23 protein-coding genes are annotated in these 23233 nt (G+C 70.5%); 13 read left to right on the top strand and 10 right to left on the bottom strand.

Annotation, left to right across the window (positions count from 1 at the left end; all coding sequences use genetic code 11):
• The first annotated feature begins 22 nt into the window (after window positions 1-22).
• A complete protein-coding gene (locus tag ACFOYY_RS29435; protein WP_386193968.1) occupies window positions 23-220 on the top strand; it encodes a hypothetical protein in 198 nt (65 codons plus the stop codon).
• A 170-nt stretch (window positions 221-390) separates the two neighbouring features.
• On the opposite strand, the gene ACFOYY_RS29430 is transcribed toward ACFOYY_RS29435, so the two are convergent.
• Together ACFOYY_RS29430 and ACFOYY_RS29425 are read right to left on the bottom strand one after the other, a co-directional pair.
• On the bottom strand, window positions 391-1038 hold the full coding sequence (locus tag ACFOYY_RS29430) for a Uma2 family endonuclease (protein ID WP_386193966.1): 648 nt from the start codon (window positions 1036-1038) through the stop codon (window positions 391-393).
• 138 nt (window positions 1039-1176) lie between these two features.
• A complete protein-coding gene (locus ACFOYY_RS29425) occupies window positions 1177-2517 on the bottom strand; it encodes an FAD-dependent oxidoreductase (protein WP_386193964.1) in 1341 nt (446 codons plus the stop codon).
• A 100-nt stretch (window positions 2518-2617) separates the two neighbouring features.
• Here ACFOYY_RS29425 and ACFOYY_RS29420 point away from each other — a divergent pair, with 100 nt between their 5' ends.
• The 5 genes from ACFOYY_RS29420 to ACFOYY_RS29400 all read left to right on the top strand — a co-directional run bounded on the left by ACFOYY_RS29420 (window position 2618) and on the right by ACFOYY_RS29400 (window position 6544).
• Window positions 2618-3130 carry a MarR family transcriptional regulator gene (locus ACFOYY_RS29420; RefSeq protein ID WP_386193962.1) on the top strand — a complete coding sequence of 171 codons (513 nt, stop codon included), beginning with the start codon at window positions 2618-2620 and terminating at the stop codon, window positions 3128-3130.
• Window positions 3131-3313: 183 nt separating this feature from the next.
• The gene (gene groES / locus ACFOYY_RS29415) at window positions 3314-3625 is read left to right on the top strand and encodes a co-chaperone GroES (protein WP_184712660.1); all 312 of its coding nucleotides are present in this window, start codon (window positions 3314-3316) and stop codon (window positions 3623-3625) included.
• A 90-nt stretch (window positions 3626-3715) separates the two neighbouring features.
• The gene (gene groL / locus ACFOYY_RS29410; protein ID WP_352015553.1) at window positions 3716-5338 is read left to right on the top strand and encodes a chaperonin GroEL; all 1623 of its coding nucleotides are present in this window, start codon (window positions 3716-3718) and stop codon (window positions 5336-5338) included.
• A 272-nt stretch (window positions 5339-5610) separates the two neighbouring features.
• Complete coding sequence (locus ACFOYY_RS29405; protein ID WP_352015615.1) at window positions 5611-6249, top strand: sigma-70 family RNA polymerase sigma factor; 639 nt, start codon at window positions 5611-5613, stop codon at window positions 6247-6249.
• 91 nt (window positions 6250-6340) lie between these two features.
• Complete coding sequence (locus tag ACFOYY_RS29400) at window positions 6341-6544, top strand: hypothetical protein (protein ID WP_362773147.1); 204 nt, start codon at window positions 6341-6343, stop codon at window positions 6542-6544.
• Here ACFOYY_RS29400 and ACFOYY_RS29395 read toward each other — a convergent pair.
• Both ACFOYY_RS29395 and ACFOYY_RS29390 read right to left on the bottom strand, forming a co-directional pair.
• Entirely contained in the window at window positions 6505-6882 is a 378-nt protein-coding gene (locus ACFOYY_RS29395; protein WP_352015551.1) for a DUF5319 family protein, read from the bottom strand. The two genes, ACFOYY_RS29400 and ACFOYY_RS29395, sit on opposite strands and share 40 nt — an antisense overlap.
• Window positions 6883-6980: 98 nt before the next feature.
• Entirely contained in the window at window positions 6981-7979 is a 999-nt protein-coding gene (locus ACFOYY_RS29390) for a helix-turn-helix transcriptional regulator (RefSeq protein ID WP_352015550.1), read from the bottom strand.
• A gap of 547 nt (window positions 7980-8526) precedes the next feature.
• Here ACFOYY_RS29390 and guaB point away from each other — a divergent pair.
• The 3 genes from guaB to ACFOYY_RS29375 all read left to right on the top strand — a co-directional run bounded on the left by guaB (window position 8527) and on the right by ACFOYY_RS29375 (window position 12448).
• The gene (guaB, locus tag ACFOYY_RS29385) at window positions 8527-10008 is read left to right on the top strand and encodes an IMP dehydrogenase (RefSeq protein WP_352015549.1); all 1482 of its coding nucleotides are present in this window, start codon (window positions 8527-8529) and stop codon (window positions 10006-10008) included.
• Between the two features lie 85 nt (window positions 10009-10093).
• Window positions 10094-11212 carry a GuaB3 family IMP dehydrogenase-related protein gene (locus ACFOYY_RS29380; RefSeq protein WP_352015548.1) on the top strand — a complete coding sequence of 373 codons (1119 nt, stop codon included), beginning with the start codon at window positions 10094-10096 and terminating at the stop codon, window positions 11210-11212.
• A gap of 291 nt (window positions 11213-11503) precedes the next feature.
• Complete coding sequence (locus tag ACFOYY_RS29375) at window positions 11504-12448, top strand: hypothetical protein (protein ID WP_352015547.1); 945 nt, start codon at window positions 11504-11506, stop codon at window positions 12446-12448.
• Window positions 12449-12474: 26 nt separating this feature from the next.
• On the opposite strand, the gene ACFOYY_RS29370 is transcribed toward ACFOYY_RS29375, so the two are convergent.
• The 4 genes from ACFOYY_RS29370 to ACFOYY_RS29355 are packed head-to-tail and all read right to left on the bottom strand — an operon-like array spanning window position 12475 to window position 16350.
• Window positions 12475-13296: a class II fructose-bisphosphate aldolase gene (locus tag ACFOYY_RS29370; RefSeq protein ID WP_362916293.1), complete on the bottom strand. Its 822-nt coding sequence runs from the start codon at window positions 13294-13296 to the stop codon at window positions 12475-12477.
• Window positions 13297-13308: 12 nt separating this feature from the next.
• The gene (locus tag ACFOYY_RS29365) at window positions 13309-14298 is read right to left on the bottom strand and encodes a 1-phosphofructokinase family hexose kinase (protein ID WP_386193954.1); all 990 of its coding nucleotides are present in this window, start codon (window positions 14296-14298) and stop codon (window positions 13309-13311) included.
• Window positions 14295-15431 (bottom strand): N-acetylglucosamine-6-phosphate deacetylase, encoded by a 1137-nt coding sequence (nagA, locus tag ACFOYY_RS29360; RefSeq protein WP_352015544.1) that lies wholly within the window; start codon window positions 15429-15431, stop codon window positions 14295-14297. Before nagA ends, ACFOYY_RS29365 begins: the two co-directional genes overlap by 4 nt.
• Window positions 15432-15468: 37 nt before the next feature.
• Complete coding sequence (locus ACFOYY_RS29355; RefSeq protein ID WP_386193951.1) at window positions 15469-16350, bottom strand: SIS domain-containing protein; 882 nt, start codon at window positions 16348-16350, stop codon at window positions 15469-15471.
• Window positions 16351-16454: 104 nt separating this feature from the next.
• Between ACFOYY_RS29355 and ACFOYY_RS29350 the strand changes: the two genes are divergently transcribed.
• The 4 genes from ACFOYY_RS29350 (at window position 16455) to ACFOYY_RS29335 (ending at window position 20024) form a co-directional block, all read left to right on the top strand.
• Complete coding sequence (locus ACFOYY_RS29350) at window positions 16455-17225, top strand: DeoR/GlpR family DNA-binding transcription regulator (RefSeq protein WP_352015542.1); 771 nt, start codon at window positions 16455-16457, stop codon at window positions 17223-17225.
• Between the two features lie 102 nt (window positions 17226-17327).
• Window positions 17328-17855 carry a MarR family winged helix-turn-helix transcriptional regulator gene (locus ACFOYY_RS29345; RefSeq protein WP_386193947.1) on the top strand — a complete coding sequence of 176 codons (528 nt, stop codon included), beginning with the start codon at window positions 17328-17330 and terminating at the stop codon, window positions 17853-17855.
• A gap of 111 nt (window positions 17856-17966) precedes the next feature.
• Window positions 17967-18929: a hypothetical protein gene (locus ACFOYY_RS29340; RefSeq protein ID WP_386193944.1), complete on the top strand. Its 963-nt coding sequence runs from the start codon at window positions 17967-17969 to the stop codon at window positions 18927-18929.
• Window positions 18930-19016: 87 nt separating this feature from the next.
• Window positions 19017-20024 carry a hypothetical protein gene (locus ACFOYY_RS29335; RefSeq protein WP_386193941.1) on the top strand — a complete coding sequence of 336 codons (1008 nt, stop codon included), beginning with the start codon at window positions 19017-19019 and terminating at the stop codon, window positions 20022-20024.
• Between the two features lie 5 nt (window positions 20025-20029).
• Here ACFOYY_RS29335 and ACFOYY_RS29330 read toward each other — a convergent pair whose 3' ends face one another.
• Window positions 20030-20692, bottom strand: a complete 663-nt coding sequence (locus tag ACFOYY_RS29330; protein ID WP_352015538.1) for a response regulator transcription factor — start codon at window positions 20690-20692, stop codon at window positions 20030-20032.
• A 188-nt stretch (window positions 20693-20880) separates the two neighbouring features.
• On the bottom strand, window positions 20881-23148 hold the full coding sequence (locus ACFOYY_RS29325; RefSeq protein ID WP_386193938.1) for an MMPL family transporter: 2268 nt from the start codon (window positions 23146-23148) through the stop codon (window positions 20881-20883).
• Between the last annotated feature and the right edge of the window lie 85 nt (window positions 23149-23233).

Below are 23233 nucleotides of genomic sequence, written 5' to 3'. Positions count from 1 at the left end.
CAGGGCCAGGGTGTCCCCGCCGATGCCGCAGCAGACGTCGGCGACCCGGGAGCCCGGGGGGACGCGCCGGGCGCGGTGGTCGGCCACCTCGCGGCGGGTCGACTGCTCAAGGCCGTTCGGCGTGAAGTACATCACCCCGGCGTCGGCGCCGAACTTCTCCACGGCGCGGCGTCTGAGCCCCGTCTGGGTGAGCGCCGCGGAGGTCAGATCGGCGTCGTAGGTCTTCCTGAGCCGGGTGACCGCCGCGACCGGGTCGTCTCCCGCGGCTCCGGCGGCGGCCAGGGCCTCCTGGCCTCGGGGTGTCAACAGCTCCAGGAACGAGTCAAGCTCCACACCGCCCGACGCTACCGCCTCGGACGGATGGAGCCTCTCCTCAGCCCAGCGGGGCGGTCAGTCGGGCAGTTCGCCAAGATCGACGTCGATGGGGAAGGGGTCGGCGAGCTTGAGGCGTCCATGGTGGATGCCGGTGATGGCGTAGCCCTGATTCACCGGGTCGAGTTCGTAGACGTAGACCACGGGCTCGTCGGCGTTGTTCTCCACCAGCCAGAAGTGCGGGATGCCCGCGGCGGCGTAGCGTTTCGGCTTCACGTCACGGTCACGCAGCTCGGACTCCGGGGAGACGACCTCGATGACGAGGTGCACCTCCTCGGGGGTGTAGGCCGTTCGGGACCTGTCCTTCGCCACCTCACTGTCGATGATCAGGACATCCGGGCACGGCCGCTGCCGGGGGCCGAGCACGACGTCCATCTGGGTCACGGCCTTCAGGTGCCTGGGTGCCTGAACGTTGAGGCAGGTCCGCAGGCCGTACAGGACGTGCTCGTGGAAACGCTTCTGGGGGGACATGAAGATGAGGGCTCCATCGACGAGTTCGACGTGCTTGAAGAAGTCCGGCTCGCCGTGGGGGCCCTCCTGGGGAAGCCGGTCGAGGTCGTCGGCCGTCCATCCGCCGGGCGGCGGATAGGGCCAGTTGGCGAGAAGCTCGCCGACCTCGCGCGTTGCGCTCGTCTCCTCGCTCAGCGTGCTGGTTACATCGCTCACCGTGGCGTCTTTCCCGTCACCGTTCGTAGCCATCGGGTCGCGTTCCCCCCGGTGCTCGCTCGTATGTTCCCGAAGTCGTATGTTCCCCGATGAGCGTCCCGGTGTCGCCCCGAAGCGCGGGAATCGGGGTGAAGGTCCTCAGGCGTCCGCGGCGCGGTAGGCCACGAGGGCGTCGACGAACCTCCTGCGCAGCGCCGGGACCCGGCCGACCGCGCGGAAGAACGTCCGGTTGGCCGCCAGGACCGCCCGGCCGACGACCGGCCTGTGCAGCAGGTCGTCGCCGTTGGTGCCGTTCTGGGCGAGGGAGTCGGCGACGCGGGCGAAGCCGTACGGGATCATCTCCTCCTCGTAGGCGGCGACGGCGTCCAGCAGCGGGGCGCCGTCACGGACGGTGATGAGCCGCCTGGTCAGGAGCATCGCGTCGCGCAGGGCGGTGTTGGCGCCGACGCCCCGCCCGGGGGTCATGGTGTGCACGGCGTCGCCGAGCAAGGTGACGTTGGTGGTCTCCCACGGGTCCACCGGTTCGGAGGTGCGGATGGCGATGGGGAAGCAGCTGCCCGGGTCGGCGGCCCGGAACAGCGCGCGCAGGTCCGGATGCCAGTTGGGCGTCATGTCCAGGACCACCCGTTTGAGGTCCTCGCCGCGCAGGTCCATCACCCCGGGCGGGAACCTGCGGGCCGAGGCGGAGAAGCCCCAGTTGATGTAGTCGCGGGTGTTGTCGTAAAGCAGGCCGGGCCAGCGCGCGATCAGCTCCGCGTCGTTGCCGCCGACGCCGTGCTTGACCTCGCCGTCGCGGTCCCACTTGAACTCCACGACGTGCCAGATGCAGAACTGGCCCTTCGGGGCGAAGGTGGCGGAGATCCCGTTGAAGACCTCCTCGGGCAGCAGCGCCCTGGTCTCCGGGGTCACCGCGACCTTGGCGGAGACCGCGATCACCCCGGTGTCCCTGACCTTCGCGTGCGGGAGGTACTGCCTGCGGACCCTGGAGCCGGTGCCGTCGGCGGCGACGAGCAGGTCGCCGGTGGCCGAGGTGCCGTCGTCGAAGAAGGCGGTCACGGTGCCGTCGGCGCCGTGCTCGTAGTGGGTGAAGGTCTTGCCGAAGCGCACGACGTCGTCCATCCCGGTGAGCAGCACCTGGCGCAGGGTCATCCGGGAGACCGAGCGTTCGCTGTGGACCGGGTCGGTGCTCTCCGGCAGCCGGAAGGAGGCGATCGTCCTGCGCCGTTCGGTCAGCACGTTGAAGTGGGCGGGCGTCCTGGCGCAGGTGGCGGTGTAGGTGTCGAACAGCTCGGGGGGCAGGCACTCGCGGAGCGCCTGGTTGCCCGTCGGGTCGATGCCGACGCGGTAGCCGTGCACGCCGTCGGCGCGGGTGCGGTCGCGTTCGTAGACCGCGACCGAGATCCCGGCGCGCCGCAGGCCGTGGGCCAGGCACATTCCGCCGGTGCCCGCACCGATGACGATCACGTGGAGAGGGGACACGGGTCTCCCTTGGAGGACGGGTCTGGACAGGGGTGTTCTTCTCGAACGCCATGTATCTTGATGTTCGAGGCATATTTAGCTTGATGGTCGAGAGGCTTGAATGTCAAGGGAAAATGGTCCCGCGCATGGGGACGGCGCTCTCAGGGCGGAGCTGGGGCGGGAGGTCCAGGCGGGTCAGACGGCCGTCGACGCCTTCGACGAGGCGGTCGCGATCCACCTCGGGGTGAACAGGACCGACCTGCGCTGCCTGGAGATCCTGGTGCGCGAGGGGGCTGAGGGGAACGTCACACCCAGCGTCCTCGGGACGGGCCTGGGGCTCACCACGGGCAGCGTCACCGCGATGCTCGACCGCCTCGAACGGGCCGGATACCTGACGCGCTCCCCCGATCCCGGGGACCGCAGGAAGGTGGTCGTACGCGCCACCCCCGAGACCCTCGCGAAGGTCGAGGAGCTGTACGGTCCCGTCGTCGAACGGGGGAGGCGGCTGATCTCGGGTTACTCCGACGAGGAGATCCGTTTCGTGCTGGGTTTCCTGCGCGGTTCGCGGGAGCTGTACGAGACCGAGATCGCGCGGGTCAGGGGCCTGCCCGCGGCGGGGCGGCGCAGGGTTTGAGGTTCGCGTACCCAGTGCGGAGGCGGTTCGTGTTGACTGTCAAGGCCTCCTTGCATACTGTTCCGTATTGGCACTCTCCCGGTGAGAGTGCCAAACATACGCGACGAGGCAGGTCTGACACCCGCGACGGCAGACCGCTGGTCGCCTCTTCTAGATCATTCAAATCTGAAGGGGAGGTCCGACGTGACGACCGCCACCAAGGTTCCCGTTAAGCCGCTCGGCGACCGCATCGTGGTCCAGCCGCTTGAGGCCGAGCAGACCACTGCTTCCGGTCTCGTCATCCCGGACACCGCCAAGGAGAAGCCGCAGGAGGGCAAGGTCCTCGCTGTCGGCCCTGGCAACTGGGACGAGGACGGCGACAAGCGCATTCCGCTCGACGTCAAGGAGGGCGACGTCGTCCTCTACAGCAAGTACGGCGGCACCGAGGTGAAGTACGGCGGCGAGGAGTACCTCGTGCTCTCCGCCCGCGACGTGCTCGCCATCATCGAGAAGTAACCGACACTTCGCAGAGATGACGTATCGAGCCCCGGGTCGCGCGAGCGCCCGGGGCTTTGATGCGCCGACGTGCTTTCAGAGAGGACCACAATGCCCAAGATCCTGTCCTTCGAGGAGGACGCGCGCCGCGCTCTTGAGCGTGGTGTCAACGCCCTCGCCGACGCGGTCAAGGTGACCCTCGGCCCCCGTGGCCGCAATGTCGTCATCGACAAGAAGTTCGGCGCGCCGACCATCACCAACGACGGTGTCACCATCGCGCGTGAGGTCGAGCTGGAGAAGCCGTACGAGAACCTCGGCGCCCAGCTCGCCAAGGAGGTCGCGACCAAGACCAACGACGTCGCCGGTGACGGCACGACCACCGCGACCGTCCTCGCCCAGGCGATGGTCCGCGAGGGCCTGCGCAACGTCGCGGCCGGCGCCCAGCCGCTGTCCCTCAAGCGCGGCATCGACCTGGCCGCCAAGGCCGTCAGCGACAAGCTGATCGACTCGGCCAGGCCGGTCGAGGACAAGAAGGAGATCGCCCACGTGGCGACGATCTCCGCGCAGGACGCCAAGATCGGTGAGCTGATCGCCGAGGCGTTCGACAAGGTCGGCAAGGACGGCGTCATCACCGTCGAAGAGTCCAACACCATGGGCCTCGAACTGGAGTTCACCGAGGGTCTCCAGTTCGACAAGGGTTACCTTTCGCCCTACATGGTGACCGACCAGGAGCGGATGGAGGCGGTTCTCGAAGACCCCTACATCCTGATCAACCAGAACAAGATCGCTTCGGTCGCGGACTTCCTGCCGCTGCTGGAGAAGGTGGCGCAGACCAAGAAGGCGCTGCTCGTCATCGCCGAGGACGTCGAGGGCGAGGCCCTGGCCGTCCTGGTCACCAACAAGATCCGCGGCACCTTCACCTCGGTCGCGGTCAAGGCCCCCGGCTTCGGTGACCGCCGCAAGGCCATGCTGCAGGACATCGCCATCCTCACCGGTGGCGAGGTCGTCAGCGAGGAGGTCGGCCTCAAGCTGGAGCACGTCGGCCTGGAGGTCCTCGGCACGGCCCGCCGTGTCGTGATCACCAAGGACAGCACCACGGTCGTGGACGGCGCGGGCGACGCGCAGGCCATCGCCGACCGCGTCAAGGAGATCAAGCTCGCCATCGAGCAGTCCGACTCCGACTGGGACCGTGAGAAGCTCCAGGAGCGTCTGGCCAAGCTCTCCGGCGGTGTCTGCGTGCTGAAGGTCGGCGCGGCCACCGAGGTCGAGCTCAAGGAGAAGAAGCACCGCCTTGAGGACGCCATCTCCGCGACGCGCGCCGCGATCGAGGAGGGCATCGTCTCCGGCGGTGGCTCCGCGCTCATCCACGTCTCCAAGGTCCTCGACGACCTGGGCCTGTCCGGTGACGAGGCGACCGGTGTCGCCGTGGTCCGCAAGGCGCTCATCGAGCCCGCCCGCTGGATCGCGGAGAACGCCGGCCTTGAGGGCTACGTCGTGACGACCAAGGTCTCCGAGCTCCCCGTCGGTCAGGGTCTCAACGCCGCCACCGGCGAGTACGGCGACCTGATCTCCCAGGGCGTCATCGACCCGGTCAAGGTCACCCGCTCGGCCGTCCAGAACGCCGCCTCCATCGCCGGCATGCTGCTGACGACCGAGGCCCTCGTGGTGGACAAGCCCGAGGAGGAGGCTCCGGCCGCCGCCGGGCACGGCCACGGTCACGGCCACGGCCACTGATCCGCTTTCGCCGTACGGCCCGCATCTCTCACCGGATGCGGGCCGTTTCGTTTTCCGGTAAACCGAAACGTGCCTCAAAGCGTCATGCGAGGATGCGCGTAAGGAGTAAACTTTCATGTGACCAATGGCCGACATAATCAGCGGTCCAATGAAATATTCCTTCAGGCGCAAAGCCTTACTGTGGTCGATTGATTACGCCCCGTTATCACCCTCTCAATGTGACCAATCCGTAGCCGTTCGCCATGACGACAGGCTCGATCGGGGCGGGCATCATGCCTAACGTGACCGAGGGATGCGTCGCCGACGCCAAAAGTGGGGTAAGGCTTGCGACGAGATCTGAAGGGGTCCCCCACAGGGACGATCTCAAGGATCTGACGAGCCTCGCCGTTCAGGGAGATCGCACCGCGATCGAATCTCTGATCGCGCAGTTACGGCCAATGGTCGTCCGATATTGCCGTGCTCGCCTCGGGCGGGTTTCCGGTCAGTACCACATCGCGGACGACGTGGCGCAGGAGGTGTGCATCGCGGTTCTGTCCGCCCTGCCGCGTTATCGCGACATGGGCAGGCCCTTCGCGTCCTTCGTCTTCGGCATCGCCTCCCACAAGGTGGCCGACGCGCTGCGCAGTTCGGTGCGCTCCGCCGTACCCACCCAGGACCTTCCCGACGGTCCTGACGAGGGGCCGGGGCCCGAGGAGACCGTGGTGCGCTACATCGAGGCCGAGCACGCCCGCAGGCTGCTCTCCAGGCTCCCGGACAACCAGCGTGAACTGCTCATGCTCCGCGTGGTCTCGGGGTTGTCGGCCGAGGAGACGGGTAACGTGCTCGGCATGTCACCAGGCGCGGTCCGGGTCGCGCAGCACCGGGCGCTCGCGCGGTTGCGCGCGATGGCGGAGCTGGAGTCGACGGCTTGACCGCGGACCAGCCGGGCCGGATTCGCCGGCGCCGCCGGGAAGCGTGGAGTGGGTCTCGCCGGTCCGGTGAGACCCGTTGGCGGGTGAGCCCATGACGGCGGTCCACCCCAGGCGTCCCGTCCGGAGATACGGCCCTGAGGAGGATCGGGGCGTCACCGAGACCGACCGCCTTCTCGACGGGCTCTCCCGGCGTGAGCCCGCCTCGTCCTCGGACGTCGCCGTCGGTCTACTGGCCGCGCTGATCGACGACGTCGATCAGCGGTGCCCCTCGGTGTCGGTCACCCCGTCGACGTAACCCCTGGCGTACTCCCAGGTCACATAGTTCGTGGGGTCGGGCTGGTAGGCGGGTTCGTGAACCTGCGGCCTGCCGTTGTCGATCATCTGCCGCAGGTTGCCGCGCAGCAGCTCCCAGTCGAAGTAGTGCTGTTCCCCGCACTCGGGGCAGTCGAGCACCAGCCCGAGCACCCCCTGGGGCTCAAGGAGAGACCGGAAGACCTCGACGTCGGCGAGGTCCGTCATGGCCTCGTCGCGTTCGGCGGAGGTCAGCGACTGGGGGGAGTCCGTCTCACCCAGTGCCGCCGCCGGGTCGTCGGGGTCGTCCGCGAACGGGTCGCGGGGGACGTCGTCGAGCACGATCCCACCTTATGGCCTTGATATGACCTTGATGTGCGGCAGGTCCAACCGGCGGCCCACGGGCACGCGGAGCGACGCGCAGGCGCGCAAAGAGGCCTTCACGTCAGCCAGCCGCGCCGGGCGGCCTCCGCGCCCGCCTGGAAGCGGGACTGGGCGCCGAGCTCGGCCATGGCGTCGGCGAAGCGGGCCCGCACCGTGCGCACCGAGACCCCGAGCTGCCTGGCGATCATCTCGTCGGAGACGCCCTGGGCGGCGAGCCGCAGCACCTGGATCATCCCGTCGCCCCGGCGCGGCCAGGGCAGCGGCGCCGCGCGGGCCCACAGCTCGTCGAAGAGGGAACGCAGCGCGTCCACCACGACGGGGGTTCTGACCAGGTGGAAGTTGTAGGCGCTCTCCGCCAGCGTGCCGCCCCACCGGGCGGGCACACCCGCGGCGTCCGTCCCGGCGATCAGGAACCAGCTCGGCACCGTGTCCAGGGTGCGGACGCGGGCCCCGGCCTGCTGGAACTGGCTCAGCTTCTCCCGCAGCGCGGGGATCTCCAGGGTCTGGACCGGGATGATGTTCCTGGTGGACAGCAGGCCCGCGCGCTGCGCCCCGATCCACTGGTCGGCGTAGCGGTGCGCGAAGTCGTTCATCGTGCGCCGGTCGGGGATGACCGAGAGCAGTTCGAGCGGCGGCGCCTGTACGGCCATGCCGATCACGCTCTCGTACAGCTCGTCCGCCCCGCCGACCAGGTCGACGGAGAACCGGCCCGCCTGGTAGTCGCGGCCCGCGTCGTACTCGTGGATGAGGTCGCGGATCGACCCGACGACGGTGTCGATCCTGCGGCTCTCCGCGGCGAGCCGGTCGAGCCGGTCGGCGAGCAGGTGGCCCAGGGCCGTCGCGGGGTGACGGGCGAGGTACTCGCCGCCCTGCTCGTGGACCACGCCCAGCTTCACCAGGGTGGCCAGCTCGCGGCTCAGCCGCTCAGGCGAGCCGTCCAGGGCGTCGGCGAGTTCGGCGCAGGTTGCGCGGTGCAGGCGTAGCACCGCGTTGTAGAGAGAGATCTGGGCCGAGGTGAAGCCCAGACTCTCAAGCGGCGGTGTGTCGGTACGCATCGGCGAGAGGCTCCAGAGATGGCACGGCGTTCCGCGAGAATAACGTCCCGAAATCACCGGTGTCCGGGCGTTGCGTCTTCTGGGCCTCTTCCGGTCTCGTGGACGACTCGTCCCGAGCCGTCGCCGATCGGGGAACCCGGTCCTTCCTGGGCGGTCGGGTGCAGCTTCGTGCAACTGCACGTCCGTACATTGCGTGTGAACGGAAGGTAACGCAGACTTTACCCAGCGTCGGCGAGGGGCGTGGGCGTAGTGGCCGTTCGGACGCGGAGGGGGGTCCGGCGGCGTGCGGTGTCCCCGCGCCTCCCGCCGGTGACCGGGGAGCCGGGCGGGTCACCGACCGCTCGGTTCCCCAAACCCCGGCCGGGACCGGGCGGTCCGTCGGCCGCCCGGCTCCCGTCCTTCAGGGAGGGGAACCGGACGCTCACCGGCCGTCCGGTTCCCCACCTTCCCCGGTGTCCTCCGGGTTTGGCGCCAGACTCTAAACTGTGACCCGGGGGCCGGCGCCTTCCCCACTCCACTTGAGAGCGCCGTGGCAGGAGGGTCGCAGATGGCAAGGTTCACCGAGACCGGGCTCACGTTCGACGACGTGCTCCTGGTTCCCGCCTATTCGGATCTACAGCCGGGTGAGGCGGAGACCACCACCCGCCTGTCGCGGGGCATCACCCTGCGCATCCCGCTCGTCTCCGCCGCGATGGACACGGTCACCGAGGCGCGGATGGCGGTGGCGATGGCGCGTCAGGGCGGCATCGGCATCCTGCACCGCAACCTCTCCATCGAGGAGCAGGCCCAGCAGGTCGATCTCGTCAAGCGCTCCGAGGCCGGGATGGTCACCAACCCGGTCACCTGCTCGCCCGAGGACACGCTCGCCGACGTCGAGCGCCTGTGCGCGACCTACCGCATCTCCGGTGTCCCGGTGACGGACGAGAACGGCGTGCTGGTCGGCATCGTCACCAACCGCGACATGCGCTTCGAGACCGACCACGGCCGCCCCGTGCGCGACGTCATGACCTCGATGCCGCTGGTCACCGCGCCGGTCGGGGTCTCCAGGGACGACGCCTTCGCGCTGCTGCGCAAGAACAAGATCGAGAAGCTGCCGCTGGTCGACGCGGGCGGACGGCTGCGCGGGCTCATCACCGTCAAGGACTTCACCAAGAGCGAGCAGTACCCCCTGTCCACGAAGGACGCCGACGGCAGGCTCGTCGTCGGAGCCGCGATCGGCGTGGGCGAGGACGCCGAGAAGCGGGCGGCGGCCCTGATCGAGGCCGGGGTCGACGTGGTCGTGGTCGACGTCGCGCACGGCCACTCCAAGGGCCTGGCCGACATGATCTCCAAGCTCAAGGCCAACAGCGGCGTCCAGGTCGTCGGCGGCAACATCGCCACCCGCGCGGGTGCCCAGATGCTGGTCGACGCGGGGGCCGACGCGGTCAAGGTCGGCGTCGGGCCCGGCTCCATCTGCACCACCCGGGTGGTCGCGGGCGTCGGCGCGCCGCAGGTCACGGCCATCCACCAGGCCTCGCTCGCGGCCGGTCCCGCCGGAATCCCGGTGATCGGCGACGGTGGCCTGCAGTATTCCGGTGACATCGCCAAGGCCATCGCGGCCGGGGCGGACACGGTCATGCTCGGCTCGCTCCTGGCGGGCTGCGAGGAGTCGCCGGGTGAACTGATCTTCATCAACGGCAAGCAGTTCAAGTCCTACCGGGGGATGGGCTCGCTGGGCGCGGTCCGCAACCGCGAGCGCGGCGGGACCTCCTTCAGCAAGGACCGCTACGCCCAGGCCGACGTCGGCAGCGAGGACAGGTTCATCCCCGAGGGCATCGAGGGCCAGGTTCCCTACCGCGGGCCGGTCGCCGCGGTCGCCCACCAGCTCGTCGGCGGTCTGCGCCAGGGCATGTGGTACTCCGGGTGCCGCACGATCGAGGACATGCACAGCAGGTGCGAGCTCATGCCGATCACCGCGGCCGGGCTCAAGGAGAGCCACCCGCACGACATCCAGATGACCGTCGAGGCTCCGAACTACCACCGCCGATAGAGTCCCGACCCGGTTCTCGCGACGGGCCGGGCCGTGACGGCACGGTACGGCCCGCCGTACAGGCATGACATGGAAAGACAGGCATATGACTCAGGTGGAGATCGGCCGCGGCAAGAACGGCCGCCGTGCCTACGCGCTCGACGAGATCGGCATCGTTCCCTCCCGCCGCACCCGTGACCCCGAGGAGGTCTCGATCGCCTGGCAGATCGACGCCTACCGGTTCGAGCTGCCCGTCGTGGTGAGCCCGATGGACAGCGTGGTCTCCCCGGCGACGGCGATCGAGGTGGGCAGGCTCGGCGGGCTGGCCGTACTCGACCTTGAGGGGTTGTGGACCCGCTACGACGACCCGACGTCGCTGCTGGCCGAGGTGGCCGAGCTTGAGGGGGAGGCCGCGACCAGGCGGCTCCAGGAGATCTACAACGCGCCGATCAGGGAAGAGCTGATCGGCCGTCGCATCGAGGAGATCCGCGCGGCCGGGGTGACCACGGCGGTGCGGTTGTCCCCGCAGCGCACGGTCCAGTACCACAAGGCCGTCATCGACGCGGGTGTGGACATCTTCGTGATCCGCGGCACCACGGTCTCCGCCGAGCACGTCTCCGGGCGGGCCGAGCCGCTCAACCTCAAGCAGTTCATCTACGAGCTGGACGTGCCGGTGATCGTCGGCGGCTGCGCCACCTACACCGCGGCGCTGCACCTCATGCGGACCGGCGCGGCCGGCGTCCTGGTCGGCTTCGGCGGCGGCGCCTCGCACACCACGCGCACGGTGCTCGGCGTCGCGGTGCCGATGGCCACCGCGATCTCCGACGTGGCCGCGGCCCGGCGCGACTACATGGACGAGTCGGGCGGCCGGTACGTCCACGTCATCGCCGACGGCGGCATGGGCACCTCGGGTGACATCGCCAAGGCGATCGCCTGTGGTTCTGACGCGGTCATGGTCGGCTCTCCTCTCGCCAGGGCCACGGAGGCCCCGGGCCGCGGGTTCCACTGGGGCTCCGAGGCCCAGCACCCCGAGCTGCCCCGGGGCAAGCGGGTGCAGTTCGGCACGGTCGGCACGCTGGAGCAGATCCTGCACGGTCCCTCCTCGGTCGCCGACGGTTCGATGAACCTCATGGGCGCGCTCAAGCGGACGATGGCCACCGCCGGATACTCCGACCTGAAGGAGTTCCAGCGGGTCGAGGTCGTCGTCGCCCCCCAGGGTTCCTGACACCGCCGTTTCTGCCGTGCCCGGAGCGATTCGCTCCGGGCACGTGTGTTTTCCCGCCCGTGCGCCGTGGCCCGGTGCCGCTCCGGAACAGGTCCATCACCGACCGGGAAGGCCCCAGGTCGGGTGTCGTCGGACGGCATGGGAGGCGCGCCGGATGTGCGCTGGGTGCCAGGGATTGGCGCTGGGGGACACTGTCATGGGTGTCGACGCAGACCGGCGGCTGGTCACGAAATTGACACTGTCTGCGTCGGCAAAAGTGACGTAAGCCGAAAAATCTGTGAACATTCCCATGTGTCGGATGATCGTGAGCTGCGGGTCGCTCTTCGGGAAGGCCCGTTCCACGTCGCGCTCCGCGCCGCGGTCGAAGCGAGGGGGCTGACCCTTGACCGGCTCCGCCACCGCCTTGAGGAGCGCGGGCTGCGGGTCGGGATGACGAGCCTGAGCTACTGGCAGCAGGGACTGCGCCGCCCCGAGCGGCCCGAGTCGCTGCGGGCCGTACGGGCGCTTGAGGAGATCCTCATCCTCCCGCCGCGCTCGCTGATGGGCCTGCTCGGGCCGCCCCGGCCCCGGGGCCGGGGGCAGAACGGCGGGGGCACGTCCGTCCCGATCTCCGCCGCCGTTCCCTACGCCACGATCCTTGAGCCCTCACGAGCGCTCTCGGCCCTGCTGCAGGACCTCGACGGCTCCGCCGACGACAGGCGGCTGCACATCAGCGGGATGTACGAGACGCTGCAGATCGGCCCGGACCGCAGCGTCGTGCGCCGTGAGACGCTCCAGGTGATGCGGGCGCAGGAGGCGACCGACCGCCACATCATCGTCTACCGGGGCGACCTGGGGTGCGACGTCGAACGGGTGCGGATCAGGGCGCTTGAGGACTGCCGGGTCGGCAGGGTCAGGCGGGACGGCCCGACCGCGCTCGTGGCGGCCGAGCTGCTGTTCGACCGCAGGTTGCGGGTGGGGGAGACCCAGGTGATCCGCTACGAGCTGGCCGACCCGAGCGGGGTGGAGACGACCGAGTACGAACGGGGGTTCCGCTTCCCCGCCGGGCAGTACACGCTCAGGGTGAGCTTCGCCGCCTCGGCGCTGCCCGCGGGCATCCGCCGCTTCTCCCGGCACGACCACGCCGCGGAGGAGCACGACCACGGTGAACTGACCCTCAACGCCCACCACGCGGTCCACCTGGTGGCCGACTCACTGCGCCCCGGCCTGATCGGCATCCGCTGGAACTGGCCGTAGGGGACGTCGTAGGGGTGTCGTAGGGGTTAGGCCAGGACCTTCAGGAGGCGGGTGACCTCGGTGGCGACGGCCGTACGGGCGGCGGCGAGGTAGACGCGGGAGTCGACGACCCGCTCGTCGGCGGCCAGGTGGTCGCGGATCGCCCCGGTGAAGGTCTTGTTGAGGTGGGTGGCGATGTTGATCTTCTTCATGCCGTGCCGTACGGCGGCGCGGAGGGTCTCGTCCGGCACGCCCGAGGAGCCGTGCAACACCAGCGGGACGGGTACGGCGGCGCGCAGCGCGGAGATCAGCTCAAGGTCGAGCACGGCGTCCCTGGTCGTCATGGCGTGCGAGCTGCCGACGGCCACGGCCAGCGCGTCCACCCCGGTCCTGGCCACGTAGTCCACGGCCTCGTGCGGCCTGGTCCGCGCCCCGGGCGCGTGCACCCCGTCCTTGCCCCCCACCTCGCCGAGCTCGGCCTCCACCCACAGGCCACGGGCGTGGCAGTGGGCGGCGACCTCGGCGGTGAGTGCCACGTTCTCCTCGTCGGGCAGCGCGGAGGCGTCGAACATCACCGAGCCGATCCCCAGCTCCGCGGCCTCCTCGACCAGCGCGCGGTCGGTGGCGTGGTCGAGGTGGACGGCGACGGGCACGGCCGCCGCCCTGGCGACCGCCAGGGACGCCGCCGCGATCGGGGCGAGCGCGCCGTGGTAGCGGACGCAGTTCTCGCTGATCTGCAGCACGACGGGTGTGCCTGCGGCCTCGGCCCCGGCGACGATCGCCTCCGCGTGTTCGAGCTGGATGACGTTGAACGCGCCGACGCCCTTTGGAGCGTTCCCGACGATGTCGCCGATTCCGACGAGGGACATGATTGGCCTCCGTTACACAGGTTCCGCTTCCACCCGGACACCCGGGTGGACCTCCCGCAGGACGTCGGCGTCGAAGTCACCCGCGACCGGGGCCGCGACCGCCGCCGCGCCGAGCGCCGCCGCCCGGCGCAGCCGTTCCGGCCAGGGGGTGCCCTCGACCAGGCCGAGCGTCAGCCCCGCGACCAGCGCGTCACCCGCGCCGGTCGGGTTCCCCTCGACCCGGTACGGCATCGCCGCCCGCCACGCCCCCTCGGGGGTCACCGCGAGCAGGCCGTCGGCCCCGAGGGAGACCACGACCGCCCTGGCCCCGGAACGCCTGAGGACCTGGGCCCCCCGCACGGCGGTGCCGGGGCCGGTGCCGGGGCTGTGAGCCTCCTGGGGGCCGGACAGGGCCAGGGCCCGGGCGAGTTCCTCGGCGTTGGGCTTGACGATCTCGGGCCGCCCGCCGGGTGCGTGCCTGAGCGGCTCGCCGTCGGCGTCCACGACCGCCGGGACGCCGTGGGCCCGGGCGCGGGCGGCGAGTTCGGCGTACAGGCGCGGGGAGACCCCTGAGGGCAGGCTGCCGGAGATCACGACCGCGGCGGCACCCCTGAGCCGGGCCTCGTAGTCGCTCAGGAAACGCCCGATCTCGTCCTCGGTGACGAGCGGACCCGGTTCGTTGAACAGCGCGGTGCGTCCCGGGGCACGGCCGTGGTCGTGGACGGCCAGGGTGGCGCGGGAGGGACCGGAGATCGGGGTGAGGGCGGTGGGCAGGCCCGCGGCGGCGAGGTCGGCCAGGGCCGCCTCGCCGTTCGGGCCGCCCGCGAGACCGGTGACGAGCACCTCGCAGCCGAGGGCGGCGAGCACCCTGGCCACGTTGACGCCCTTGCCGCCCGCCCTGCGGTGCACGGCCCCGACGCGGTTGACGCCGTCCCAGTCGACGTCCCCGGTCACGTAGGTGACGTCGAGTGCGAGGTTCAGCGTGACGGTCAGGACCGGACCACGGGCGGGCGGGGAGGTCATCGGGGAGCCGTCGTCCAGTTTCCGTGCCGCATGACGCCGGAGACCTCCAGGTCGTCGGTGAGCACCACCAGGTCGGCCCGCTTGCCGACGGAGATGGAGCCGAGGTCGTCGGCCAGGCCGAGCACCTTGGCGGGGGTGAGCGAGGTGATCTCGACCGCCTCGGGCAGCGACAGGCCGACCTGCTGTACGGCGCGGCGGAAGGCCACGTCCATGGTGAGCGTGCTGCCCGCGATGGAGCCACCGCCGGCCAGCCTGGCGACGCCGTCGACGACCTCGACCCGCATCGGGCCGAGACCGTACACGCCGTCGCCCATGCCCGCGGCGGCCATGGCGTCGGTGATGAGCACGGTCCTGCCGGGACCGGCGACGTCGTAGGCCAGGCGCATCATCGCCGGGTGCACGTGCACACCGTCGTTGACCAGCTCGATGGTGACCCGCTCGTCCTCAAGCAGTGCGGCGATCGGGCCGGGGTCGCGGTGGTGCAGGGGCGGCATCGCGTTGTAGAGGTGGGTGGCCACGCTGCCGCCCGCCTCGATGCCCAGCAGGGTCTGCTCGTAGTCGGCGTCGCTGTGCCCGAGGGCGGCGATCACGTCGTTGGCGACGGCCTCCCTGATGGTGTCCAGCGCCCCGGGCAGCTCGGCGGCGAGGGTGAGCATCCGTATGTGGCCTCGGCCCGCCTTGAGCAGCTCGGTGAACTCCCGGACGGAGGGCTCCCGCAGGAGGGCGGGGTTGTGCGCGCCGCAGCGGGCCTTGGAGATGTAGGGGCCCTCAAGGTGGACGCCGGCCAGCAGGCCGTCCTCGCACAGGTCGGCCAGGGCGGAAGCGGCCCTGGTCAGCTCGTTCGTGGTCGCGGTGACCAGGCTGGCGACGATCGTGGTCGTCCCGTGCGCGGCGTGCAGGGCGGCGACCCGGCGGGCCTCCTCCTGGTCGCCGCTGGGGAAGGATCCTCCGGCGCCGCCGTGGGAGTGGATGTCGACGAAGCCCGGAACCACGTGGCGGCCCCCGAGGCTGAGCCCGGGGCCGGGGGCGGCGCCCCGGCCCACATGGGTGATGCGGCCGTCCTCGATGGTGAGCCAGCCCTCGTGGACACCTTCGGGGGTCACGACACGGGCGTCGGAGAGTGTGATGCTCATGGCGTCAGTTCTTCCCGTTTCTCCCACCGGTCAATGTTCAGGAGGGGAGGATGACAGAACGGGTCAAGTTGAGTGGTTCGTCCGGGTTGAGTCCCTGGGCCAGTGCCCTGGCCACGGCCACCCGCTGAACCAGGACCAACTCGGCCATCGGGTCGAGGAGGCTGTTCAGGAACGCTCCACCCGTGGCCTCGACCTCGGCGCGCAGCCCCTTCGCGCCCTCTCCGAGGACCCAGGTGACGCGGTTCGGGCCCGCGATGCTGATCGGGCCGTGGCGGTACTCCATCGCGGGATAGGACTCGGTCCACGCCCGGCACGCCTCGCGCATCTTCAGGGCGGCCTCAAGCGCCAGGCCGTACGACCAGTCCCGGCCGAGGAAGGTGAACTGCTCGGCGGACAGGGTGATCTCGGGGAGCGGGACGGCGAGCGCCCGTTCGGCGTCGGCGATCGCGCCGCTCAGGTCCTCGCCGAGGTGGGCGCGGAGCAGGGCGAGCTGCGTCGTGGCGAAGCGGGTCTGCACGACCGACCGCTCGTCGGCGAAGTCGAGCATCACGATCTCGTCGGCGGCGGTCACGACGGGGGTGCCGGGGGAGGCGGTGACGGCGCTCGTCCTGACGCCCCGCTCGCGCAGGGCCGCCAGCGCGTCGAGGACCTCGGTCGTCGTGCCCGACCTGGTCAGCGCGAGCACCCGGTCGTACGGACGTCCCACGGGGAACTCGGAGGCGGCGAAGGCGTCGGTCTCGCCCTGTCCGGCCCGCTCGCGGAGCACCGCGTAGGACTGGGCGACGAACCACGAGGTGCCGCAGCCGATGACGGCCACCCGCTCCCCGGGGCGGGGCAGCGCGTCCCTCGGGGTCTCGGCGACGGCTCTGCGCCAGCAGTCGGGCTGGGACACGATCTCGGATTCGGTGTGCGTGGTCACGGCGCGCCTCCCCAAGAAGCTTCGTTTGTGATTGATTTATACCAGAAATGAGCAATTTTGTGCAGAGGTGGGTTTTGATCGCCCCGTGTGCAAGGCTGACTGCTGTGAGCCGATATGAGCGCTGGAACGCGATCCTCGAACTGCTCTCGCAGGAGGGGCGGTTGTCCGTCGAGGAGGCCGCGGAGGCGCTGACCGTCTCGACGGCGACGATCCGCCGCGACTTCGACCAGCTCGCCCAGCAGCAGATGCTCATGCGCACCCGTGGCGGCGCCGTCTCCCAGAGCGTGAGCTACGACCTGCCGCTGCGCTACAAGACCGCCCGTCACGCCGACGAGAAACAGCGGATCGCGGACGCCGCGGCCGAACTGGTCACACCGGGCGCGATCGTCGGCATGAACGGCGGCACGACCACCTCGGAGGTGGCCCGCGCCCTGGCGATCAGGGCCGACCCCGACCTCGGCTTCACCGTGGTCACCAACGCGCTGAACATCGCCGCCGAGCTGACGGTCAGGCAGCACGTGAAGATCGTGGTGACCGGCGGGGTGGCGAGGCCGCAGTCCTACGAGCTGATCGGCCCGCTGGCCTCGGGGGTGCTTGAACAGGTCGCGCTCGACATCGCCTTCCTCGGCGTGGACGCGCTCGACCCGGTCGCGGGTGCCTTCGCCCACCACGAGGGCGAGGCGAGCGTCAATAACCTGCTGATCGGCAGGGCCTCCCAGGTCGTCGCGGTCGCCGACGCCTCCAAGATCGGCGGGCGGGCCTTCGCGCGGATCTGCTCGATCGACGCGATCGGCACCCTGATCACCGACGAGGGCCTGCCGGACGAGGAGGCCGCCCGGTTCACCGACGCGGGCGTGAATGTGGTCCGCGTCTAGCGTCCCAGAACAGGGATTTGTCGGAAATCATCTAGGATCAGGAGGGTCCGGACGATTCCGCCGCCCGGGGTCGATATGGCCGAACCCCCGAGGAGCTTGTCTGTGAGTGGCGCGCACACCCTGCGGCAGACCGAGGAGGCCGTCTCGGGAAAGCTCCAGGGGCTGGAGCTGGACTTTCGCGCCATGACCGCGATCTCGAACCTCTACCGGGTCGCCTCGTCCATCAGGAACCACTTCGAGCAGACCGTCCTGAAGGAGGCCGAGCTCACCTGGACCGCCTTCGTGGTGCTGTGGGTCGTGTGGATCTGGGAGTCGATCGAGAACCGGCACGTCGCCGAGGAGGCGGGCATCACCAAGGGCACGCTGACCGGGGTGGCGCAGACGCTTGAGGCACGCGGGCTGATCCTGCGGGAGATCCCGGCGACCGACCGCAGGCGTACCGTCTTCTCCCTCACCCCCGAGGGCAGGAAGCTGATGACCACCCTGTTCCCCGAGTTCAACCGGGAGGAGCAGTTCGTGCTCTCCGGCCTCGGCGAGAGGCGCCTGACCGAGCTGGGGGAGTCGCTCAGGCACGTCCTCCAGCACCTGGAGAAGGAGGGCCCGGAGCGCAGGGCCTCCCGGGGCGTCTGAGACCGACCGGCTCTCCGGACCCGGTGGCTTTCCGGGGTCCGGCGGTCTTTCAGGGGTTCGGCGGCGGATAACCCGGTGCGGCGGGAGTGGGCCGTACGCCACGATGTTCCGATGAACGACCCCTGGCTTGGGCGGATTCTCCGTGAGGGGGCGGCGCCGGAGATGCTTGAGGCGCTGGCCGAGCGGCTGTCCCCCGCGGATCTTCAGACGCTGCTGATGGCCGTCCATCGGCGTCGTGCGGCCGACGTCACGCCCGCCCATCTGCTCCGGCGGTACGAACGTGACCGGTTCACCGCCCTCTCACCGGTCGACGCGGGCGACCTGGCGCGCCTGACCCTGCTGGCCCACGAACGTCTCACCGGGCACGGGTTCACCGGCCTCGCGACGGCGCCGGTCTGCCCGCTGGGCACCGCCTCGGCGGTGGCGACCGTGAGCCAGGACAAGGTGCTGACGACGATCCGCAACACCGAGGTCGTCTCGGACGTGACCAACGTCCTGGCCCTGGAATGCGCCGTCCGCCGCCGGGGCCTGCTCCGGGACGAGCCCCGCTCCCGGTCGAGGGTACGGCTCGGCGCGGCACAGCGCGTCCTGCGCGCGCAGCCGTTCGGGCCGGGCATGACGCAGCACTTCGCGCTGCTCGGGCTGTGCACGGCGGGCCGGGACGAGGGTTCCTTCGGCTTCGAGACGGAGGCCCTCGTCGAGCACGTCGGCGTTCACCTGGACATCCTGGACGGAGCCCGCGAACTCGGCCACGCCATCCCGGCGGTGCGCGTCGGCCTCACCGACCTGACCGGAGGACGGCACCGTACGGCGCTGCGCGAACGGGTCCTCGACCGGTTGGCGCCGGAGCACCCGGACGTCACCTTCGTCTTCGACGACGAGCGCGTGACGGGGCGCGGTTACTACACCGGCGTCTCGTTCGGGATCGACGTCGTCACGCCACGGGGTGAGACCCTCAACCTCGGGGACGGCGGGTCGACCACCTGGACCGCGGCGCTGCTCGGCAACGCCAAGGAACGGCTGCTGATCAGCGGGCTGGGGATCGAGCGGGTGTGCGGGCTTCTCGCTGAGTGACCTTTGTACCGTTTCGGGGGGAATGGGGTGATCATTTCACCCTTTTGGGTGACGTGCGGTGCGGTGTGGATGGCTAAGGTCCTGGGCATGCGTGCTCTCGGATGGACTCTGGCGGTTGCGGGACTGGTGCTTGCCGGATGTGGCACCGGCGGCTCGGAGGAGGGACAGGGCCTGCGCCAGGCGATGGCGCGTCTCGACGCCTCCGGCCCCGCCGCGACCTACCTCGAATACGGCGACATGGCGCACTGGCGCAAGCTCGGCGTGGTCACCGACAAGGGGCCGGGCCAGGACAAGCGCTGGAGGGCCGCCGTCGGCTCGGGCTTCGGCGACCTCGCGGTGAGCGGGGACAGGCTCGCCGAGGCGACCGGTCTCAACGTGTTCGCCGCGAACCAGGCCGTCAACATCGGAGTCCCGCCGAAGACCGCGATCCGTGTCGAGGGCGCTCTCGACGCCTCGGGCATCAGCGCCAAACTGACCTCCATGGGGGCCAAGCCCCGGGAGATCGGCGGCCAGGAGGGGCTGTCCCTCGCCGAGGACAACATGATCGACATGAAGGGCCCTCAGTCCGGGCTCGGGCTGATCAACCAGCTCAACCAGGTGGTGGTCACGGACTCCGCGCTGGTCGCGGGTGCCGCGGCCGAGCCCGTCGCGGCGGCTCTCGGCACCGGCTCCTCCCTGGCCGAGAACCCCGACCACGCCGCCGTCGCCGACTGCCTGGGCGACGTCGTCTCCGCCATCGTCATGGCCCCCACGCAGCCGGGCGGGGTCGTCCTGTACGGCGTCGGCCTGCGCAGGCCCGCGTCCACGGCCGACAAGGCGGTCGACGTGGTGTGCGTGCTGCCGAGGGCCGCCGAGGTGGGCAAGGTGTTCAAGGAGCGCCTCACCACGACCGCCGTCGTCGCGGGCAAGCCCCTGTCCGACTCGGTCGAGACGGTCGCGCACGACGACGTCAGCTCGGGTGACCGTACGGTCCACCGCGCCCTGCTGACCGTCAAGCCCGACGGCCCGGTCCTGATGGCCAACCAGCTGCTGGTCCGCCGCGACCTGGAGCGCCTGGCCGACCCGGCCGCCCCTGTCGACCCGCTCGGCTCCTGAGGGCTTCATCGGGGCGGCGTCCCGGCCAGGCCGTTCAGGTGGGCGTAGACGACGGCGTGGACCCGGTCGCGCAGGCTGAGTTTGGACAGGATGCGGGAGACGTGCGTCTTGACGGTCTCCTCGCCGACGTGGAGGGCCGCGGCGATCTCGGCGTTGCTGCGGGCGTCGGCCAGCAGGAGCAACACCTCACGCTCCCGGGAGGTCAGCCGTTCGAAGTCGGCGGGCACGGCCGTCGGCTCGATGCTGGTGGTGAACCGGGCGATCAGGCGCCGGGTCACCGAGGGGTCGATCAGCGCGTCCCCCCGGGCGGCCACCCGGATCGCGGACGCCATCTCCTCCGGAGGCAGGCTCTTCAGCAGGAAGCCGCTGGCCCCGGCCCGTAACGCGCGGTAGACGTAGTCGTCGTTGTCGTAGGTGGTCAGCACCAGGACCCTGGTGACGTTCCCCGGCGCCGCCAGGATCGCCTCCGTCGCGGCCAGGCCGTCCAGCCTGGGCATCCGCACGTCCAGGATCGCCACGTCCGGGCGGAGCCGCAGGGTCTCGGCGACCGCCTCGTGGCCGTCTCCGACCTCGGCGACGCAGAGCAGGTCCGGCTGGGTTTCGAGTACGGCGCGCATACCGGAACGGAACATCGCGTGGTCGTCGGCGAGCAGCACGCGCAGCGTCACGGCGTCTCCAGGTCTCGGGGGCTGGGAGGTTCCGGACGGAAGCCGGTTCCGTGCGGAGAACGTGTCACGGACGGCGATTGTCTCCCGGAGACGTGGACTTTCGCGGACGGTTTGTTATATGGAGAAATTTCCGTATAAAGCCTGGGGAAGCCGCTGGACCGGCTTTCCGGATCCAGCGGCTCCCCGGCTCACCCGCGGGAACGGCCGGCCGTTGGCACCCGCCCGTCCGAGGCGAGGCCATGCCGTACGCCGTGGGTGTTCCGGGACAGGGGAGAGGGCCACCAGTTCAGCCGGTCGAGCACGATCATGGCCGCCGGCAGGATCGTGGTGCGGATGACGAACGCGTCCAGCAGCACGGCCACCGCGAGGCTGAAGCCGATCTGCTTCATCTCGGCCAGGCGCAGGAACACGAACCCGGCGAACACCGTCACCATGACGATCGCGGCGCTGGTCACCACCCCCGCCGAGCCGGTGATGCCGTCGAGCACCGCCCGCCGGGTCGGCACCCCGGCGACGGCCTTCTCTCGGATACGGCTGACCACGAACACCTGGTAGTCCATCGACAGGCCGAACAGGATCACGAGGAGGAACAACGGCACCCGGGAGCCGATCGCGCCGGTGGCTCCGGGGTCGAACCCGAACAGCGTCGTCGCCAGGCCGTACTGGAAGAACACCACGACCAGCCCGAACGAGGCCGCGGCGGACAGCGAGTTGAGCAGCACCCCGAGCAGCCCCAGCGTCACCGAGCGGAACACGATCATCGTCATGACCAGGCTGACCAGCAGCAGGAGTCCGGTCACCAGCGGCAGCTTCCCGTTGACGTGGTCGAGGTCGTCCACGTTGCGCGCCGCGTCCCCGGTGACGGCCGCCTCGGCCCCGGGGATCGCGCCGACCGTCGCGGGCAGGTAGTCGTCGCGGATCCGGTCGAGGGAGCGTTCCGCCTCGGCCGAGCTCAGCCGGTACGGCACGGCCAGTTCGAGCACGCTCACCCGGCCGTCGGCCGAGACACGGACGTCGGCTGGGACGTTCGCGGCGAACAGCGGGTCGGCGTGGGCCCGCCTGCCCAGCTCCCGTAGCGCCCGGCCGACCTCCTCCGTACGGCCCCGCCCGTCGCGTACGACGACCTGGTGCAGGGTCCGCAGTTCGGGAAACGCGGTGGTCATCCGGTCGTGAATCCGCAGCGCCGGGATCTCCCTGGAGTGACTGTCCCTGTTGAGCACACGCAGCTGCATGCCCAGCGCGGGCAGGGCCAGGACGACCATCGCGAGCACGGCCACGGCCAGGGTGAGCACGGGGTGTCGTTCCGCGGGCCGCAGCAGCGTCCGCCACAGCCGTTCCCCGCCCGCCCCGCGATCCCGGCCGCGGCGCGGCGGCAGGCCCCGTCCGGCCCTGTAGGAGGCCCGGCGTTCGGCGCGCAGCCCGAGCCTGACGAGCAGCGCGGGCAGTACGGTCACCGAACTGGCCATCGCGACCAGCACGACGAGTACGGTCCCCGTGGCCAGGGAGGAGAACACGACGTCGGCGGCGAGATAGAGCGTGGCGGTCGAGACGAGCACGGCCAGCCCGGAGACAACCACCGCCCGGCCCGAGGTGGCGGCGGCCAGTTCGACCACGGCCCGGGGGCTGAGCCGTCCGCCCGCACGGGCCCGTTCCTCGCGTTCGCGCTTGAGGTAGAAGAGCGTGTAGTCGACGCCGACGGCCATGCCGATCAGCAGGATCACGTTGTTGCCGACCCCGGCGTCCGGCAGCAGATGTGAGACCAGCATGGACAGCCCCATCGCGGCGGCGATCGACGACAGCGCCAGCAGCAGCGGCACCGCGGCCATCAGCACGGAGCCGAAGACCACGAGCAGGGTGACCAGCGTGACCGGGAACGAGATCGCCTCGGAGAGCGCGAGGTCGTCGCTTCGCTGTTGGTTGACGCCCTTGCTGATGGAGGCGCCGCCGGTCTGTTCGACGACCAGGCCGGGATGGTCGCGCTGGGTCTGGGCGGTCTGCGCGAGCAGTGGGTCCACGTGCTGTCTGGCGTCGAGCTCGGGACCCCTCATGGTCACGGAGACCAGGAGCGCCGTGCCGTCGGCCGAGCGCGCGGGAGGGCCGACGCTCTCGACCTCGGGGAGCCGCCTCATGCGCGCGGTGACGTCCCGGGCGGCGGCACGGGCGGCCGTGGGATCGAGCGCTCCCTTCCGCGCCCTGATCAGGACGTACTCCTCGGGCCTGCGCTGCAGTCCCGCGCCCGTGGCGATCTCCTCGGCGCGTCCGGCCTCGCCGATCCAGTAGTCCTCGGTGCCGGCGTTGTGGGTGCCCGCCGCGATCCCGGCGCCCAGGCACAGCGTGACGAACAGCAGCCAGCCGGTGATCGCCCGCCACGGGTTGGCCGCGCTCCAGGCGGCCACGCGCACGACGGGGGAACGGGCGCTCACGGACGCGCGCCGTACGGGCGGGCGGATTTGCATGGGAGCAGCATGAACTGCTCTCCTTTCTGTGGGGGTACGTGCGCATGAAGGCACGCCGGAAACGGCGTGGTCGCGCGACTTCCTT

The organism is Streptosporangium jomthongense (assembly GCF_042650425.1).
GTDB lineage: Bacteria > Actinomycetota > Actinomycetes > Streptosporangiales > Streptosporangiaceae > Streptosporangium.
This window is presented reverse-complemented; position numbering and strand designations above follow the sequence as displayed.